16 protein-coding genes, 1 pseudogene and 1 riboswitch are annotated in these 17,088 nt (G+C 51.2%); of the genes and pseudogenes, 13 read left to right on the forward strand and 4 right to left on the reverse strand.

The window, feature by feature from the left end:
- The first annotated feature begins 73 nt into the window (after positions 1–73).
- Positions 74–1,963 carry a sensor histidine kinase gene (locus tag BUQ98_RS14240; RefSeq protein WP_175566330.1) on the forward strand — a complete coding sequence of 630 codons (1,890 nt, stop codon included), beginning with the start codon at positions 74–76 and terminating at the stop codon, positions 1,961–1,963.
- A complete protein-coding gene (locus BUQ98_RS14245; protein WP_074214463.1) occupies positions 1,960–3,720 on the forward strand; it encodes a putative bifunctional diguanylate cyclase/phosphodiesterase in 1,761 nt (586 codons plus the stop codon). The genes BUQ98_RS14240 and BUQ98_RS14245 overlap by 4 nt, the downstream gene beginning before the upstream one ends.
- An 18-nt stretch (positions 3,721–3,738) precedes the next feature.
- On the opposite strand, the gene BUQ98_RS14250 is transcribed toward BUQ98_RS14245, so the two are convergent.
- A complete protein-coding gene (locus BUQ98_RS14250; protein ID WP_074214464.1) occupies positions 3,739–4,260 on the reverse strand; it encodes an NADPH-dependent FMN reductase in 522 nt (173 codons plus the stop codon).
- 175 nt (positions 4,261–4,435) lie between these two features.
- A riboswitch (TPP riboswitch) is annotated at positions 4,436–4,536 on the forward strand.
- 62 nt (positions 4,537–4,598) lie between these two features.
- Between BUQ98_RS14250 and thiD the strand changes: the two genes are divergently transcribed.
- Positions 4,599–5,450, forward strand: a complete 852-nt coding sequence (gene thiD, locus BUQ98_RS14255; protein WP_074214465.1) for a bifunctional hydroxymethylpyrimidine kinase/phosphomethylpyrimidine kinase — start codon at positions 4,599–4,601, stop codon at positions 5,448–5,450.
- Positions 5,451–5,559: 109 nt separating this feature from the next.
- On the opposite strand, the gene BUQ98_RS14260 is transcribed toward thiD, so the two are convergent.
- A complete protein-coding gene (locus BUQ98_RS14260; RefSeq protein WP_074214466.1) occupies positions 5,560–6,585 on the reverse strand; it encodes an ion channel in 1,026 nt (341 codons plus the stop codon).
- Between the two features lie 299 nt (positions 6,586–6,884).
- Here BUQ98_RS14260 and BUQ98_RS17280 point away from each other — a divergent pair.
- The 3 genes and pseudogenes from BUQ98_RS17280 to BUQ98_RS14270 all read left to right on the forward strand — a co-directional run.
- Positions 6,885–7,415 (forward strand): annotated as a pseudogene (locus BUQ98_RS17280) (methyl-accepting chemotaxis protein); the annotation flags it as partial.
- 18 nt (positions 7,416–7,433) lie between these two features.
- The gene (locus BUQ98_RS17285) at positions 7,434–7,853 is read left to right on the forward strand and encodes a CZB domain-containing protein (protein ID WP_371515126.1); all 420 of its coding nucleotides are present in this window, start codon (positions 7,434–7,436) and stop codon (positions 7,851–7,853) included.
- 80 nt (positions 7,854–7,933) lie between these two features.
- The gene (locus tag BUQ98_RS14270; protein ID WP_074214468.1) at positions 7,934–8,836 is read left to right on the forward strand and encodes a homocysteine S-methyltransferase family protein; all 903 of its coding nucleotides are present in this window, start codon (positions 7,934–7,936) and stop codon (positions 8,834–8,836) included.
- Between the two features lie 386 nt (positions 8,837–9,222).
- Here the strand turns inward: BUQ98_RS14270 and BUQ98_RS16850 are convergent, their stop codons facing one another.
- Entirely contained in the window at positions 9,223–9,669 is a 447-nt protein-coding gene (locus tag BUQ98_RS16850) for an alpha/beta fold hydrolase (RefSeq protein ID WP_175566331.1), read from the reverse strand.
- Positions 9,670–9,891: 222 nt separating this feature from the next.
- Here BUQ98_RS16850 and BUQ98_RS14280 point away from each other — a divergent pair, with 222 nt between their 5' ends.
- From BUQ98_RS14280 to BUQ98_RS14310, 7 genes are all read left to right on the forward strand, one after another.
- Positions 9,892–11,253: a metal-dependent hydrolase family protein gene (locus BUQ98_RS14280; RefSeq protein ID WP_217693648.1), complete on the forward strand. Its 1,362-nt coding sequence runs from the start codon at positions 9,892–9,894 to the stop codon at positions 11,251–11,253.
- Between the two features lie 288 nt (positions 11,254–11,541).
- Complete coding sequence (locus BUQ98_RS14285; protein WP_371515123.1) at positions 11,542–12,318, forward strand: DUF3450 domain-containing protein; 777 nt, start codon at positions 11,542–11,544, stop codon at positions 12,316–12,318.
- Positions 12,315–13,664 carry a MotA/TolQ/ExbB proton channel family protein gene (locus BUQ98_RS14290; RefSeq protein ID WP_074214469.1) on the forward strand — a complete coding sequence of 450 codons (1,350 nt, stop codon included), beginning with the start codon at positions 12,315–12,317 and terminating at the stop codon, positions 13,662–13,664. The genes BUQ98_RS14285 and BUQ98_RS14290 overlap by 4 nt, the downstream gene beginning before the upstream one ends.
- A gap of 38 nt (positions 13,665–13,702) precedes the next feature.
- Positions 13,703–14,209, forward strand: coding sequence for a MotA/TolQ/ExbB proton channel family protein (locus BUQ98_RS14295; RefSeq protein ID WP_074214769.1), 507 nt, complete (start codon positions 13,703–13,705; stop codon positions 14,207–14,209).
- Entirely contained in the window at positions 14,209–14,613 is a 405-nt protein-coding gene (locus BUQ98_RS14300; protein ID WP_074214470.1) for an ExbD/TolR family protein, read from the forward strand. The genes BUQ98_RS14295 and BUQ98_RS14300 overlap by 1 nt, the downstream gene beginning before the upstream one ends.
- A complete protein-coding gene (locus tag BUQ98_RS14305; RefSeq protein WP_074214471.1) occupies positions 14,613–15,245 on the forward strand; it encodes an energy transducer TonB in 633 nt (210 codons plus the stop codon). Before BUQ98_RS14300 ends, BUQ98_RS14305 begins: the two co-directional genes overlap by 1 nt.
- Positions 15,246–15,271: 26 nt before the next feature.
- Positions 15,272–16,417: a tetratricopeptide repeat protein gene (locus tag BUQ98_RS14310; protein ID WP_175566332.1), complete on the forward strand. Its 1,146-nt coding sequence runs from the start codon at positions 15,272–15,274 to the stop codon at positions 16,415–16,417.
- A 211-nt stretch (positions 16,418–16,628) separates the two neighbouring features.
- Here the strand turns inward: BUQ98_RS14310 and BUQ98_RS14315 are convergent, their stop codons facing one another.
- Positions 16,629–16,841: a transcription antiterminator/RNA stability regulator CspE gene (locus tag BUQ98_RS14315; RefSeq protein ID WP_021023787.1), complete on the reverse strand. Its 213-nt coding sequence runs from the start codon at positions 16,839–16,841 to the stop codon at positions 16,629–16,631.
- Positions 16,842–17,088: the final 247 nt, after the last annotated feature.

A 17,088-nucleotide genomic window follows, 5' to 3' on the forward strand; every position in this document is an offset into this window, starting at 1 on the left:
ACGATAAAACCTCATTAGGTACGTGGTAAGACGCCCCTAAATGGGGCGTTTTTTGTTAGAGGCGGGAAAACAAATGAATGAGCAATCAACCATGGATGGTAGGTGCATACGCGGCTCGCAGGCTCATTATAAAGCACTGGTGGAGAGTGCTGCGGCAGCAATTTTAGTGATTGACGAGCAAGGGATTATTCTTGACGCCAATCCTTTCACCCACACTTTGCTTGGCTACGCGCAAAAACAATTAGTTGGTCAGGATATTGAGTGCTTAATGCCCCCTGAGCATCAAGGCAAACATGGCCAGTACCTAAGAAAGTACCTGTCCACCGGCGAACCTAATGTGATTGGTACAGGTCGGCGTGTGACAGCAAGGCACCGTGAGGGACATTTAGTGCCCGTCCATTTGGCGGTAAGTGAAGTGTGGATGGGTGAGCGACGTGAATTTATCGGCGTGATGTCGGATTTACGTGCCCTCACCCAAGCGCAGACGAGTGTACAGCATGAAAGGAACCGGCTAAAAACCATCATCGATGCCATCGGCAACCCCGTTTTTGTCCGAGAGCTGGGCGGGCACTATGCGCTAGCGAATCGGGCGTGTTTACAAGCGGTGAAGGCCGACCATGTTAGCCAACTGGCCGAGGCGTTTGGTCTGGCGCTTCCTGATGGCATGCGTGATACCCTCAACGCCCTCGAACACCAATTAACTGTCGACGGTGAGCCTGTGCATGTTGATGTGACATTGCGCGATGGCCGAACGTTTAAACTGGCAAAAACGCTGATCCACCATCTTGCCGGTGAGCCTTACGCGATTGTGACGGTGGCGTATGATGCCACACCACTCCTACAAGCCATGCAAAAGGCTGAGCACGCCAATCAAGCAAAAAGTGATTTCTTGTCGGCGATGAGCCATGAGCTGCGCACGCCTTTAAACAGTGTTTTGGGCTATGCACAATTATTGCTTAAATCACCCGCCCCAACTCTGGCAGAGAGTCAGCGCCAGTATGTTGAACAAATCCACCAGAGTGGCCGCCACTTACTTGCCCTGATTAACGACGTACTCGATTTAGCGAAAATTGAGGCGGGCAAAATCACCCTTAACCCTATTTGGTACCCAATGCATGCCGTGGTCAATGATGCGATTCAAACGCTGTCGCCGCTGGCTGAGCGACAAAAAGTTAGCTTGCAAAATTGTTTGCCCACGGAGCTAGAGGGAGAGCTTTATGTCGATCCGACGCGGTTTAAGCAAGTCTTGATTAATTTACTCAGCAATGCAGTGAAATATAACCATCCACAAGGCAGAGTCTGGATTGATGCTTATGAGCATGACGGCAATCTGACGATGTCGGTGAATGATACGGGGATTGGCATTGCAGACGACCAGCTCGACGGCCTGTTCGAGCCCTTTAACCGTTTAGTGGCAGAAGACTCGCTGATCGAAGGCGCGGGGGTAGGGTTGGCCGTCACCTATCAACTGGTGTCCCAGATGCAAGGTGAGATCAGGGTCGCGAGTCAAATGGGCAAGGGCAGTGCCTTCTCGGTGACGTTCCCCTATCGAGCTGAGCCACAGCACTTTGAGACCGCGGTTACGGAACCCTCTGACACGAGTATACGCCTAACCCAACCGCACCGCGTACTTTATATCGACCAAGACAGTCACCAGCAACGGTTGGTATCTGATTGTTTTGAGGACTGGCCTCTATTGACTTTGCACCATGCGCACGATTTTTCGTTGGCCGAGGTGATGGCATACTCGCTCGCCCCGTCACTTTTCATCATCAATGGCAATGAGTTAGTGCGAATGCCCGCACACTGGACGTGTCTGGTTGAGAATAAACCGCTGATCATACTTGAGGCTGAAGGGCGCGAGTATCACATCGTATCCACACAACTCAAGCGACTTCAGCAGCCGGTATCGTCATCCGCTCTCGCCGCGGCCATCCAATCGTTATTAGAGGACAAGGAATGATAAAGTCACCCTCACAAGCGACTATTTTGATCATTGACGATCGGTCGGAAAACATTGACTTGCTTTCCGCGATGTTAGATCAAGCTGGCTATCAGAATGTGATTGGGTTAATCGATCCCTACCTTGTGGACGATCATCTTTCACCGGTGCCCGATCTTATCTTGCTTGATATGCGTATGCCGCGGCGCTCGGGACTCATGGTGCTAGATGATTTGAACCAAGCATTAGGGGAACATTGCCCGCCGGTTATGGTGCTCACTGCGGATAATGATGTGGGGTTACGTAACCAAGCGCTATGTCGAGGGGCGATTGACTATATCAGCAAGCCTTTTGATTATGACGAAGTGCTTCAGCGTATTCACAACCTACTGCAGCTACAGCTTAAAACATTGAAAGAGCGTGACCAGGCTGCGCGTTTGCAAATGTTGGTGAATAAACAAACCGCCGCGTTGCGCGCCCTTTCTTTGACCCACCCCCTGACAGGGCTCCCTAATCGCCGGGCTTTGTTGGATGCGGCGGAACGACAATTGATGCGAGGGCCGGTGACTGTGTTGATGATTGCACTCGATGGTATGGAAGCGGTGACTCAGCATCAAGGGCATTTAATGACCGAAGCCCTGTATAAGCACATCGCTGAGTTGCTGGCAAATAGTACGGTAGCTCGTCCATATCGAATTGGAGTGTGGGACAGTTCTCGGCTAGTGATGCTGATGGAAGAGGATGGTGAGGAGGCGTCGCAAAAAGCGGCCAGAATTAACCGACTGATCAGTGGGCACCATACCCTAGAAGGGCGACTGATGTTCTTGCATTGTCACATCGGGATCAGCCGAGCCTATTCGGAAAGCGATGATGTGGCTCAGCTATTTCGCCAAGCCATTTTAGCCATCCCCACCAATGGGCAGCCTATTGGCGAGTATCAACCTGAGCTAGATAGCAAAGCCCAACGGGAACACGTGATCCGCACTGATCTTGGACCTGCGTTGCAAAGCAACCACTTATCCTTGGTCTATCAACCTAAATGGCAGCTTGATGGGGGTCAGCTGGTGGGCGCGGAAGCATTACTTCGCTGGCAACATCCGACGTTAGGGGCGATCAGTCCTGCCGAATTTATTCCTATTGCGGAACGCAGTGCCGACATGATCCAGCTTGGCGATAAAGTGTTGATGATGGCTCTTGAGGCGGTAGCGCAGTGGCGCATGCGGGGCTTGATTGATGATGGTTTTCATCTGTCAGTCAATGTCTCTGCGCAGCAGCTGCGTCACGGATTTGCGGAAACGGTGCTCGCGCGATGCCATGCGACCGCCACACCGCCTTCTACTCTCCAGTTGGAAGTGACCGAGTCGGCACTGATCCAACAGATCTCAGTCGCATTGAATGAGCTACAACAATTGCGTGATGCCGGAATGCATATTGCCTTGGACGATTTTGGCACGGGGTACAGCTCGTTAAGTTATCTTAAGCAATTGCCGGTTGACTGGGTCAAACTCGATCGCAGCTTTATCCAGGATTTGGCTACCAACGCCAGTGATAAACACCTCGTAGGTAGTGTGATTGCGTTGGCCCACGGATTTGGTCATGGCGTGGTCGCCGAAGGGGTAGAAAAAGTCAGCCAACAACATGTGCTACAGACGATTGGCTGCGACCAAGTGCAGGGGTTTTTGTATGCCAAACCACTGGTATCTGAGCGCTTCGACCAACTCCTGCAAACAGAGGGTGAGTGTCGAGCGACGGCTATCAGTCCTCCTGCCTCAGGGTAGCACCGTCGCGCAACGTCGTTAGAGTGTGGAGATAATCGCATCAAGGCGCTGATTAAAATCGGCGGCGGTCACCAAGCCCGCGTCAGGGTCAAAATGCTGATGGAAACGAGGCAGTGATAATGTACCTTTGACGTCAGCAGCAAAATACGGTGCAGAGTGCTGGGCGCTGGCGAGAACGCTTTGTGCGCCGCCAGGACCGGGTGACGTGGCGAGCATGATCATTGGCGTGTGTTGGAATACTTTTCCATCAATGCGAGAGGCCCAATCAAACAGGTTTTTATACGCCGCCGTGTAGCTGCCGTTATGCTCAGCAAACGCGACGACGATCATGTCGGCATCACCGATTGCTTGGTAAAACGCGATTGCCTGTGCCGGGACCCCCTGAACCTTCTCACGATCTTCGCTATAAATCGGCATTTCAAAATCGTTCAGATCGAGAAGCGAGATATCCGCATTCGGGATTTGCTTGGCGACGTAGTGAGCCAGTTGTTTATTGATCGAGTGACGACTGTTTGTTGCACCAAAAGCCAGTACTTTCATCTGTTATCCTTTTTGTTTGAGGTGGCGCGATGGCCACTGAGCAATCATCTGAGAAATGACACTCTAAAACCTCAATATTAGTTGAGGTCAATGCCTAGCGATTATCGACACGAATGAGTAAAGGAATGACGTGCACATGACGCTTGCGCTTTATCAGCAGGATGAATATGCTGGACGGAGTTAGTCGGGGAGCAATGTATTGCTGAGACTGCGTAAGCAGGACCCGTAGAACCTGATCCAGTTAGCACTGGCGGAGGGAACTGACATGCTCAGCATACAAAGTGGCGCGGTGCGGCCTCGCTTTGTCTCCTTCCGCCCCTGATGATTAAGGGGCCAATATGAATCTATCTCCACCTGTTATTCTCACCATCGCCGGCTCAGACAGCGGTGGCGGCGCGGGCATTCAAGCCGATATCAAAGCGATTTCTGCCACTGGCGGTTATGCCTGTTCGGTGATCACTGCATTAACCGCACAAAATACCTGCGGTGTTGAGGCCGTCTCGGCGGTTGATCCCGGTTTTGTACGTGCCCAGTTAGATGCGGTGTTGTACGATATGCCGGTGCGTGCGATTAAAATCGGGATGCTTGCTAACCAAGCGATCATCCGCGAAGTGGCCGCCGTGCTGGCGCGTTCGCCACACTTACCCGTGATTTTAGATCCTGTGATGATCGCCACCAGCGGTGATCCTTTGTTGGACGAACACGCACTGGAGGCATTGATTGAAGACCTGATCCCGCGAGCAACCGTGCTCACGCCTAACCTGCCCGAAGCGGCACGCTTAACCGGTCAGCCTGTTCCTACCTCCATTGAGCAGATGCATGCGTTAGTGCCGGCTCTGCGCCGGCTCGGTTGCCCTTACGTGATGTTCAAGGGCGGCCATTTACATCACGCTCCTGAAAGCGTGGATGTGTGGATTAGCCGAGACACCTGTCAAACCCTGAACGCACGTCGTGTTGAAACCCCCAATACGCACGGCACAGGCTGTTCATTATCTGCGGCCATTGCCTCTTATTACGCGCAAGGCATGACACCCATCGAAGCTGGGCGCGCGGCTAAGCATTATCTCACCGACGCCTTAGCGCATAGTCAGCAGTTAAAGGTGGGAAGAGGCGCGGGACCCGTGCATCATTTTTACGCCTACCCGGTCGAAGTGCGTCATCATGATACACAAGAAGCCTCGGTCGAATAGGCCGTTTTTTCGCGAATAGGGCACGTGAAGCTAGTCCGCCGCCTCCAAGGTAGCGGACTGCTCAGGAAGGGCTAACAGCAAGTGTCGCTTGTGATGAATGGTATCCGAATCACGCCGCTGACCAATGCGACAAACGTTCGGCGGCGATATAGAACACGCGATCGCCCGGTGCGACCTCAGTCTCAAGGCGGGGGTTAAGTGTTATACCTTCGCCCTTATCGATACCAATCAAGGTCGCATCGTGTTCATGCTTTAATTGATTAAACAAGTTGCCGACATCTGTCGCGCTCGCATTGATGGGGTAGCGTGCACAATATTGCGTCATCCCTTGTGCAGTGCTTAATAGCTCGTGATGCAACTGGCTTGAACCCGGGTCAACGGCGGCTTTCGCCAACATTTCCACGGAAACCGACGGTACACATTCTGCGTGTGGATAGTGCTGTTTCAAAATCTGGCTCAGCGCGTCGTCTTGAAAATATGCCAACAGGTGTGCTGACGGATTTTTATGCGCGCAGAACAGGGCGGCAGAGAGGGTAATATCGTCTTCTGGGTTATCGATAATAATACTGGCGGCACTGTCGATGCCGGCGCGAGCAATACCCTCAGCATCGGTAAAGCTTGCCACGCGGACAAACTCGACTTCACCAGGGAGTGGGTTTTCCATTTCGGGGCGTACACAAAGTACAATCGGGCGATCGCCATGGACACCGCTTTGTAATAAACGAATGAGCTGGATGGTGCGTTGACCATTCCAGCCCAACACCAGAATATGATTTTTCACTGTAAGACTCCGTTTTCCTTGTAATCCACGCCGCCAGTAATCGACCAATGCACTGGTTACATGCCCAATCACTACCGCAAATAAACCCAGCCCGCCGGGAATAATCCAAAAGGCGGTGACCCACTGCCCTACCTCGGTAATGGGCGAATAATCGCCATACCCGACGGTGGAAGCGGTGACGACTAAGTAATAGACATAGCGACTGAGTGACTGGGTCATCTCGGTTTCGCCGGCCCAATACAAAAGTAGCCAGCCAATCACACCGTACGCCAATACCACTAAGCCGAGAATACGGCCGTTCAAATGGGCGAAGTGGCTGATAATCCAACGCTTAAAAAGTAACCAGAAGGTCATAATATTTCGCTCATATGCTGCAGAGCCGCCAGTATGAAGTGATTGGTGTCAGGTTTACAGTGTAAATCAAACGATTGACGTTGAGAGGATCACAATTTAGTCGGTCCCAAGCACATATTGGCCGATAAAGCGTACAATAACCGTAAAAATAGTATGGAGGTTATTACGTGCTTGTATCCCGTCGTCAACTTGAGCTAGAACAACAAAAACGTACTGCATTGCAAGGAAAGCTTGAGCAAGTCAACGCACAGATTGACGCACTACATAGCGAAAAAACGGCGTTAGAATCCGAGTTGGCCATGGTGCAGAAAAAACGCCAAACCGGTAAAGCGATTGATGCCAACTTATGCCATTTCGGTGATTCGATTACCGCCACTCAATCCTCACTGGGGACTCTGGCTGATACCATCAATGGTGAAAAAGAGCGGGTGACCGAAGTGAGTCATCAAGCAGCGTCGTGTGCCGAGCAAGTGAATGATCTTGCTCGGCACGTGCAATCACTCTCCGCCCAATGTCAGCAATCGTCTGAAGCGATTCGTTCGCTTGATCAGCACGCCCAAGAGGTGAGTGGTATTGTGAATTTGATTCGCGATGTCGCCGATCAAACCAACCTCTTGGCCTTAAACGCGGCTATCGAAGCGGCCCGTGCCGGCGAGCAAGGTCGAGGGTTTGCGGTGGTCGCCGATGAAGTGCGTAACCTTGCTGAGCGTACTTCTACGGCCACTCAAGATATCACCCAGTTGGTGGAAAAAATTCGTGCTGGTAGCAGCCATGCCTGCACACTGACCGACAACCTTGCCGGTGAAGCGATTGAATACAGCGAGCTAGGCCAACAAGTTGCGGATGCCATGGCCACTCAAAGTGAGCAAGCGCAGCATAGCCGCACCACCATTAAAGCCTCTGCACTGCGCGCTTTTTGTGAACTGGCGAAACTCGACCATATTAGCTTTAAATTTGCGATTTACCGCGTGGTACTGGGCGAAGACAGCATGATGGCGGAAGATGTCACCGATCATACCCAGTGTCGCTTGGGACAATGGTATGACCGAGGAGAGGGGCAGCAATATTTTGCGCAGTTACAAACCTTTAAAGCCATTGCGGTGCCTCATGAGCAAGTGCATACCCACGCGAAAGCTGCTGTGGCGGCTTTTCATGCCCAGCAACCCGAGCAAATGGTGATAGCACTGAAAGAGATGGAAAACGCCAGCATGACGGTCATCGATAAGCTTGAGCATTTGGCCATTGAAGGCAGTGAAGACGTGGCGTAACAATGGGGTGTTAAATCGACGAGCACATGGTAATCTCAAGCTAAACTAAGGACAAATCGCCGAAGGAGGCTGAAGTTACCATGACATCGATTGCGTTACTCGATGGCGGCCTAGGGCAAGAAATATATCAACGTGGGCCGGATGTGAGCTCGAAGCTTTGGTCTGTCGCGGTGATGTTAAAACATGCCAACATTGTGAAAGACGTGCACAAAGATTTTATCCTTGCCGGTGCGAAAACACATACCCTAAATACCTATCCCGCGACACCCACACGTCTCGCCAAAGCGGGCTTGAGCGATAAAATAGATACCATTTATCAAAAAGCCTTCGCAGCCTTACAACAAGCGGTGGATGAGACAGGCGCAGATGTTGACATTGCCGGCTGCTTGCCACCGCTGGTGGGCAGTTATCTGGATCAGCCACAGCGCAGTTTTGACGACATGAAAGCGGAATTTGCGCACATCGCCCGCTTACAGCCTCACGTGGATGTGTTTTTAATCGAAACCATGACCAACACCTTAGAAGCGCGCGCGGCGTGTGCCGCGGCACGTGAGCAAGGTAAACCCTATGGTGTGGCGTTTCGGTTAGAGCCTAATGGCGCACTCCGCTCTGGTGAGTCGCTAGAACAAGTCATACACGCGGTCACTGAATACGCGCCGACAGCAGTGATGCTCAATTGCTGCGACCCAGAAGTACTTACCACGGCGATGCCAAAGATGGCGACCCAATCTGCCATTGTTGGCGGCTATGCGAACGCGTTTAAATCGGTAGAAGACATGGCCAAAGGCAGCAAAGCCGATGCCCTGGAAGCGCGTGAAGACCTCTCACCCTTAGTCCACACCGAACGCGTGCAACAATGGATTGCCGACGGTGCCCTCGTCGTCGGCGGCTGCTGCGAAATCACCCCCGCGCACATCCAACACCTCGTGCACACCCTTGAACACTCTCACGAGATCATCAAGTTTTCGCAGTTGGGGAGTTAAGGCATTAACTCGTTCCCACGCAGGAGCGTGGGAACGAAAAAAGAGTAACCTCCACGCATTGGTCTAATCTTGCAAAAATGTGTTCATGCGATTTGCCCACGGGTAAGGACTTTCGAGTTGCACAGCATGACCGCCCGGTATTTCATCGTACTCACTGTTAGATATTGCCGCTTGTACCTCTTGGGCTCGGTAAGGAGGAACAAGGGTGTCGCAGGTCATCGCTAAGACAAGCGTAGGGGCTTGAATCTTCGATAAATGCTGGCGGATGTCTATGTCTTTGCCGAGTGCGATTCTTCGGTAAGTATCAGTTAATCCTTTTGTAGCGCATATACGGGCTATCAGTTCTGGGTCCATTTTGGCCAGAAAGGTTGGACTTAATACATGGCTCAGTCCGAACGCAGTTGCTTGTTGAGGTGCGGTTTCCTCGAGTGTTTGCCAGGTATTAAACACCAGTTGATGGCGCGGGTCATCATTAACACTAACCGGTTAATAAAATCAGGATACTGTGCGGCAACGTAAGCGGCGACGGTTGCCCCGAGTGAATGACCAACCAGATCAACATGCTCGCACCCTCTGTCTTGGATGATGGCAATTACCTGATCGGCCAGAGCGGAAACTGTCAGCTCATGCTCGGGTAAGCTTGAATCTCCACACCCTGCATAGTCTGGAACGATGATTTCGCGATGTCCAAATGCGTCGAGAAACGCGCCATAACTGGCTAACCCATCACTATTGGTGCCATGTAACAGCATAAGAGGGCGATCAGACTGATTAGTCTGATAAATATGATAGCTGCAATGAGAATGATTGGTTGATACTAGAACTTTATTCATGGCTGTTCCGATTACATATTCAATGGGCCGTAGAGCGTGCCACAGCAATACTGACAACATTGCGATAACTCTCTAAAAATTTGGGCTTTTTGGCCTGATTAACTAACTTAATAGACAGTGCGGTTAGAACCTTTTTGTCCTGTGATTTCCCAAGTGAGCATGAAGTAGCCGCTATGGACGAGGTTTGAGTCGCTTTTTGTTAACGAATACAAGGAGTGTGGGATGGCGAGGTTGATGCGATGGATGGCGATAGTTGCGGGCGGCTTGTTGTTGGTGTCCTCTGTTAAGGCGCAGTCAGCGTCACAAGAACAGAGTGTGTTGTTTGAAAATGTGCGTATTTTCGATGGTAAATCTGCGCAGCTTTCTGCCCCCAAACATGTCTTGGTTGAGGGAAATAAGATCACACGGATCTCGACTCAGCCGATTGGCGTCGTGCCGTCATTGGCCTCCACGGTGATCCAAGGAGAGGGGCGTACCTTGATGCCGGGGCTGATTGATGCACATTGGCATGCGATATTGGCCACCGTTTCGGTCCCACAGCTGCTTACCGCTGACGTTGGCTATATTAATCTTCGAGCTGGGCAAGAAGCTGAGCGCACGTTAATGCGTGGCTTCACCAGTGTACGTGATCTTAGCGGGCCGGTATTTGGCCTGAAACAAGCCATTGATGAGGGGATTGTGGCAGGGCCGCGCATTTGGCCTTCCGGTGCGATGATTTCGCAAACGGGCGGACATGGTGATTTTAGGATGCGTTATGAAGTGCCTGCCGCGAACAATGCCGGTTTGAGCCGTGGTGAAGCGCTCAATGGTGGTGTGATAGCGGATGGCGTGGCGGAAGTAAGAAAGCGTGTCCGCGAGCAGCTGATGTTAGGTGCATCGCAAATTAAACTTGCAGCAGGGGGCGGTGTTTCCTCTACGTATGATCCCATTGATGTGGCGCAATACTCGGAAGAAGAATTTCGTGCCGCGGTGGATGCGGCGGATAATTGGGGCACCTATGTGACGGTGCATGCCTACACGCCTAAAGCGATTCAAACCGCGATCAAAGCGGGTGTGAAAGTGATTGAGCATGGACAGTTAATGGACGAGGCAACCGCGAAATTAATGGCGGAAAAAGGCGTATGGTTGAGCGGCCAAGCTTTTCTTGCTAACGAGTACTCGAACCCCACGCAAGGAGAAGCGAAAATAAAGCAACAACAGGTTGCCCAAGGCACGGACAACGCTTTTAAGCTTGCCAAGCAATATGGTCTCAAGGTGGCTTGGGGCACAGATATTTTATTTAATCCGGCGATGACCAAAAACCAAGGTGCAATCTTAACCACGATGACAAAGTGGTACACACCGGCTGACGTGCTGTCTATGGCAACGGCGGATAATGCTGAACTACTGGCTTTATCGGGAAACCGCAGCCCATATAAAGGCAAACTAGGTGTGATTGAGCAAGACGCCGTGGCCGATATCCTCCTCGTGGATGGCAACCCGATTAAGAATCTCGATCTGATTGCCAATCCAGAAGCGCATTTCGTGGTGATCATGAAAGGCGGTAAAATCTATAAAAACACCTTGGGGAAGACGGTTGAGTGATGATCGAACGGTGCGCTTTGTTGTGGTAGCAATGAGGCGCGTTGCCCCGAGAGGGCCTTATCTGCCCTCTCATGTGGTTAAGATACGATGGTGAGGCGCTATCTACCTGATGTGTTATTAGTTTTATTGTCATTCCTTCTTTACTGATAAACCGCAATATTCTCCTACCTCCTTTACTGCTAGGCTAGATCTTTACCGCCAAACTCGGTACATTACACGCAAATAGAAACTATTCTCACTTTTGTTTGGGCGTAAGCCCTATCATTAAGCATGTTTGCAGATATCACCATGATAAAATCGTCTTCTTTCCGCCTTGCTTTGGGTGTGGCCTCTTGTTTGGCTCTTACTCCGATCGCTGGTGCGGATCAGCTCGAAAAGGCGCAAGCCATCGAGGGTAAAACCACCCAAGAAGCGGCCCAGTCGCAATCCCGTATTAATCGCCGAGCGGATAATAGCCTAGCGATACGCCAAGAAATTGAGCAAATTCAGACTCAGATTAGCAACTTAGAAATCTATCGCGACCACCTGCAAAACTTGGTGGGTAGCCAACAGATAGAGGCACAAAGCCTGCGTGATCAAATTACCGAGATCAAAGATACCCGCCAAGGCATCGTGCCCTTAATGTATCGTATGTTGAGTGGGCTTGAGCAATGGCTCGCCAACGATATTCCGCTAAAAGCGGACCAGCGCCAGGCACGTTTTGAAAAGCTTAAGGCGATGATGGGCCGCGCTGATGTGGCCGACTCAGAGAAGTTTCGTCGTATTCTCGAGGCGTATCAAATTGAGCGTGACTACGGCAGTAAGCTCGATGCTTATCAAGATACCATTGCGCTGAACGGCCGCGATATTCAAGTGGATGTATTGCACCTTGGACGTGTGTCGCTGGTGGCGCGTCGTCTCGATGGTCAGCAGTATTGGGTATGGAGCGCACGTGATAGTCAGTGGGTCGAACTGGATGCCAGCGCCGGTGAAGCGGTGGATCAGGCCTTTTCGGTCGCACAAAAACAAGTGGCACCGTCGTTGTTATCTCTGCCATTAAGTGCCAATCAAGGGGTGAAATCATGAGCTGGAAAACCCTACTCGCCACGATGTGTCTTGTCGCGGTTGCCCCTTTGACACACGCCGATGATCTCGTCGGCCAAACGCAGCAAGCCCAGCAGCAGGCACGTGAACATAACCAAACGCGTGAAGCGGAATTCACAATGACTGAGCGAGAGCTACGCGCCAAGCTCAATCAGCTTCAATCGACCCGGAATGCGTTAGAAGCGGAAACGGAAAAACTGAGTGACACCTTTAGTGACAACGAGCAGCAACTGGCCTCTTTGGAAGACAAGCTTCGCTTAGAGTCCGGGAGCTTGGGTGAGTTGTTTGGGGTGGTTCGCCAAGCGAGCAAAACCATTCAAACCGATGGCGTCTCGAGTTATGTCGGGATCACCCAGCCTGGCTTTAATCAAACCGTGTCAGATATTGTCGCAGCCGATACCCTGCCATCGCTCACGCAATTCAATACCCTGTGGCAAGGCATGCTGACGCAAATGCAGACCAGCGGCGAGCTGTCTACTTTGTCTTTGCCTGTGGTCAATGATCAAGGTGTGGCATCGGAGCAAGCGGTGGTGCGCGTGGGTAACATCGGCCTAGTCAACGAGCAAGGTTACTTAAATTGGCAAACCGATCGCCAAATCGCGGTGCCGTATCGGGCGCAACCGGATAATACGTTAACCACTTCAACCCTCGAGCAAGCTGTGTCTTCAGTGGGTGAGACTGTGTTGGTCGATCCGGCACGTGGCACCTTGTTAGGCCAGCTAGAAAATGCGCCCAGTTTAAGCGATCGCTTCGCACAAGGCGGCTTTGTGGCCAAAGTGATTGCGACGTTGTTGGCGGCCGGGCTGTTAATTGCCTTATACCGTGGGGCGGTTTTACTGTCGATTCATGCCAAAATGCATCGCCAATTGAAGCACCCAGACACACCTGAAGATAACCCGCTTGGCCGTGTCCTCAAGGTCTATCATGATGCGCCGCAGCGTGATGTGGAATCTTTGGAGTTACGCTTACTCGAAGCGGTGGTCGATGAGCAGCAAGGCTGTGAAAAAGGCCTGTCGATGCTTAAACTCTTGGCAGCCCTTGCCCCGATGCTGGGCCTACTGGGCACGGTGACCGGGATGATCGAAACCTTCCAGGTGATCACTCAATTTGGTAATGGCGATCCGAAAGTGATGGCGGATGGCATCTCGATGGCCTTGGTCACTACAGTGCTGGGTTTGATTGCTGCGATCCCCTTGCTGTTGGCGCATAATATTCTCAGTGGCCAGGCGGACCATATTCGCGGCATGCTGGAGAAACAGAGCATTAGCTTGGTGGCCGAGCAAGCAGAAACCACAGACAATCAGGCGGCAACCGGACAAGCGGCATGATAGACGTCGAGTTATTCTCACAACTGAATCAGCAGGATATGGGCCATATCTTGCGCCACTTTATGGCGCAAGGTGGACCGGTATTATGGTGGCTTGGTGCGGTGGTGTTTGTGTGTTGGCTGCTGGTGATTGAACGGCTGTTGTATCTGTTCTCTCGCTTTCCCGCGCAACGTGATGCTTGGGTGTGTGCTTGGCAGGCGCGCGCCGATCAGCGCTCTTGGTATGCGCGTGCCATTCGCCAGGGAGTCTTGTTTCAAGCCCAGCACGAGTTGGGACGTTATTTAGGGTTTATCAAAGCCTTGGTGGCGATCTGCCCGATGCTCGGATTGCTTGGTACGGTGACCGGTATGATCTCTGTGTTTGATGTGATGGCCAGTCAAGGGACCAGCGATCCACGTTTGATGGCATCGGGGATCTCAATGGCAACCTTACCCACCATGGCGGGAATGGTTGCGGCCTTAGCTGGGATGTTTGCCCATGCTCGTTTAGTTAAAGCCTGTCAGCGCCGCGAAATAGCGCTAGAGCAGGCGCTTCGGAGTCAGTAATGCGATTGATTCGAGCCCAAAAACAGCGCGAAGAAGCGCAGGTTGATTTAACTTCTATGCTGGACATAGTGTTCATCATGTTGATCTTTTTTATCGTCACCAGTTCGTTTGTGCGTGAATCTGGCGTTGAAGTGAACCGCCCAGAAGCGAGTCACGCCACAAGCCAGAAAGAAGCCGGCATATTTATCGCGGTCAACGCATCGAACGAGATTTATATTGATAAACGTTTGGTGGATGTTGAGCGTGTCGAAGCGACACTAGAGCACCTGTTGCTGGATAAACCGGATGCGTCCCTGGTGATTCAGGCCGATAAACTGGCTTACAATGGTACAGTGGTGAAAGTGATGGATGCCGCGAAAGGCGCCGGAATTGGCGGTATTGCCTTGGCGACGGAGTCGCCGTAATGAAGCGATGGTTGATTTCAATGCCGGTGGCGTTAGTGTTTACTTTGGGCCTTTTTATGCTGATGGCATTAATGGTGGGACATGGCTCCCAGCGTCCGCAAGAAAAATCGACCTCGATGAGCATCGACATTTTCATGCAAGAGCCGGATACCGAGGTTCAGCGCCGCCAACGAAGTGTGCCTAAGCGGCCCAAACCGCCAGAGGTGCCAGATACGCCCACGCCAGTAACACAGACGCAATCTCAATCTACCTCATCACCGCAGCCTGATATGCCCAACTTAGATCTGCAAAGTGGGATACAAGGGGTGATGGTACAAGCGCCATCATTGGGCGATTTGGATCTCAATACCGGCCCAAATAATCAACAGGCGATGCCTTTGTTTCGGGTGGAGCCGAATTATCCGCCACGTGCCATGCGCCGAAATTTAGAAGGCTATGTAGTGGTGAGTTTTACCATTAGCCCATCGGGACGGCCGCAAGATTTAACAGTTGTCGATGCCAATCCACCACGTGTGTTTGAGCGTGAGGCATTACGTGCGCTGCGGAAGTGGAAATATGAACCCAAAGTGGTGGGCGGTGAGGCCGTCGCGCAGCCGGGACAACAAATCAAATTGGAGTTTAACTTACGCTGATGTGGAAAAGATGGATCGTTAGCTTTGTGCTATTAGTGTCAGTGCCTGCCATGGCGCAACTCTCTCCGTCAGTGGCACGCTCGATTGAGAAAGCGCAAACGCTTGAGCAAGATGCGAAACTAGGAGAAGCGATTGCACTGCTCGAGACGTTGAGCGTTAATCGTGCGTTTGATAAAGCGTTCGTGGATCGTACGCTTGGGGTGTTTTATTGGCAATACGGCAATAATGACAAAGCCATTGTGCATATTCAACGTGCTGTGGATAGTGAGCAGTTACAAGATGCGCAAGCGTGGCAAACCAAGCGGATGTTAGCCGATTTATTGCTGATCGATGGGCAATATGCGTCGGCGCTTCAGTATTACTACCCATTAGCGCGCACAATACCCAAAGAAAAAACGGATCAAAGCGAGGATGTGTGGCTGCGTATTATGCAAGCACACTACCAACGTGAGCAATGGCAGAAAGTGCTTGCAGCTTACCCAGACTATGAACGTACCATGAATAATATCGAGAGTGTGTCTGCGTTATCGCTCAAGTTAGGGGCTCAATTGCAATTAGAGCAATGGCGCGGGGCAACACCAACCCTAAAAGCGTTGATCGCGCTAGAGCCCGAGAATAAACAATGGTGGCGCCAACTGGCTGCGAATTATGTGCGTTTAGAAAAGCCTAAAGAGGCGCTCAGCACCTATTTATTAGCACAGCGAAAGGGTATTACGCTTGATCCTAGTGAGCGGCGCACTGTGGCACAGCTCTATGCCAATATGCGCGTACCAGAGCGTGCGGCGAAGTGGTTAAGGCGCTTGCCTGATAATGAGCAAGATGCGCAAACACTCGCTCAGCAGGCCAGTCTGTGGCAGCAGGCGCGGGAGTGGCCACAAGCGATTTCAGCTTGGAAGCTGGCGGCAAAAAAAGACAGCCAATATCACTGGCAACTTGCATTAATGCAAATCCAGCAAGGTGAGTATCAGCAAGCGCTTACTTCGCTTGAACATGCCGATAAGGGTGCCTCTGATAAAGATATTGCGTTGGCAAAAGTTCGAATCCACTACAAGCTTAAGCAGTATGAAAAAGCACTGAAACAAGCGCGTCTCGCCAAACAGATTGAGCCGGATGATGCGGTAGAAAGCTGGCTGACCTTTTTGAAAAAACGTCAACAAATGCAGCGGAGCTAAGCGGTGAAACGATAACGAGCGAAGCGGCAATAACACTAAATGAAAAAGCAAGGCTAACAAAAACTAACTAACAAAAAGCCCCAGCCAGGCAGTGTGCCAAATGGCTGGGGCTTTTTGGTTTTGTATCGATATACGGGTTTATTCCCGAATGATGAATGATAGACACAAAAAAAGGACGCCTAAGCGCCCTTTATCAATCAGACTCGGTTTCTTATGCTACAGAAACGTCAGACGCCTGTGGGCCTTTTTGGCCTTGCTCAACGGTGAAGTTCACACGTTGGCCTTCAGTTAGGGTTTTGAAACCGTCACCAACGATAGCACGGAAGTGTACAAACACGTCCTTTTCACCGTTGTCACGAGTAATGAAACCGAAACCTTTCTCTTCGTTAAACCACTTTACGATACCAGTTGCTTGATTAGACATAATCATTCTCTCTTAAATTACTAAAAATAGGATAGCTTTGAACGGAGTCGATGACATGTCTAGAAGCGAAAGTGGGTAACGTTAGAAACTCTATAATATTGATAATAGCGTAGCTTATGTTGACTTTTACTTGATGAATCATTGACGCTCCGTGTTCCAGAGCTGACACCACAATACAGCAATCCACCCACATGTAAAGCCTTTATGGTATTTAATTTTCAGACTCTCTATGTTTGAGGGGAAGAGA

This window comes from Salinivibrio sp. ES.052 (genome assembly GCF_900141775.1).
GTDB lineage: Bacteria > Pseudomonadota > Gammaproteobacteria > Enterobacterales > Vibrionaceae > Salinivibrio.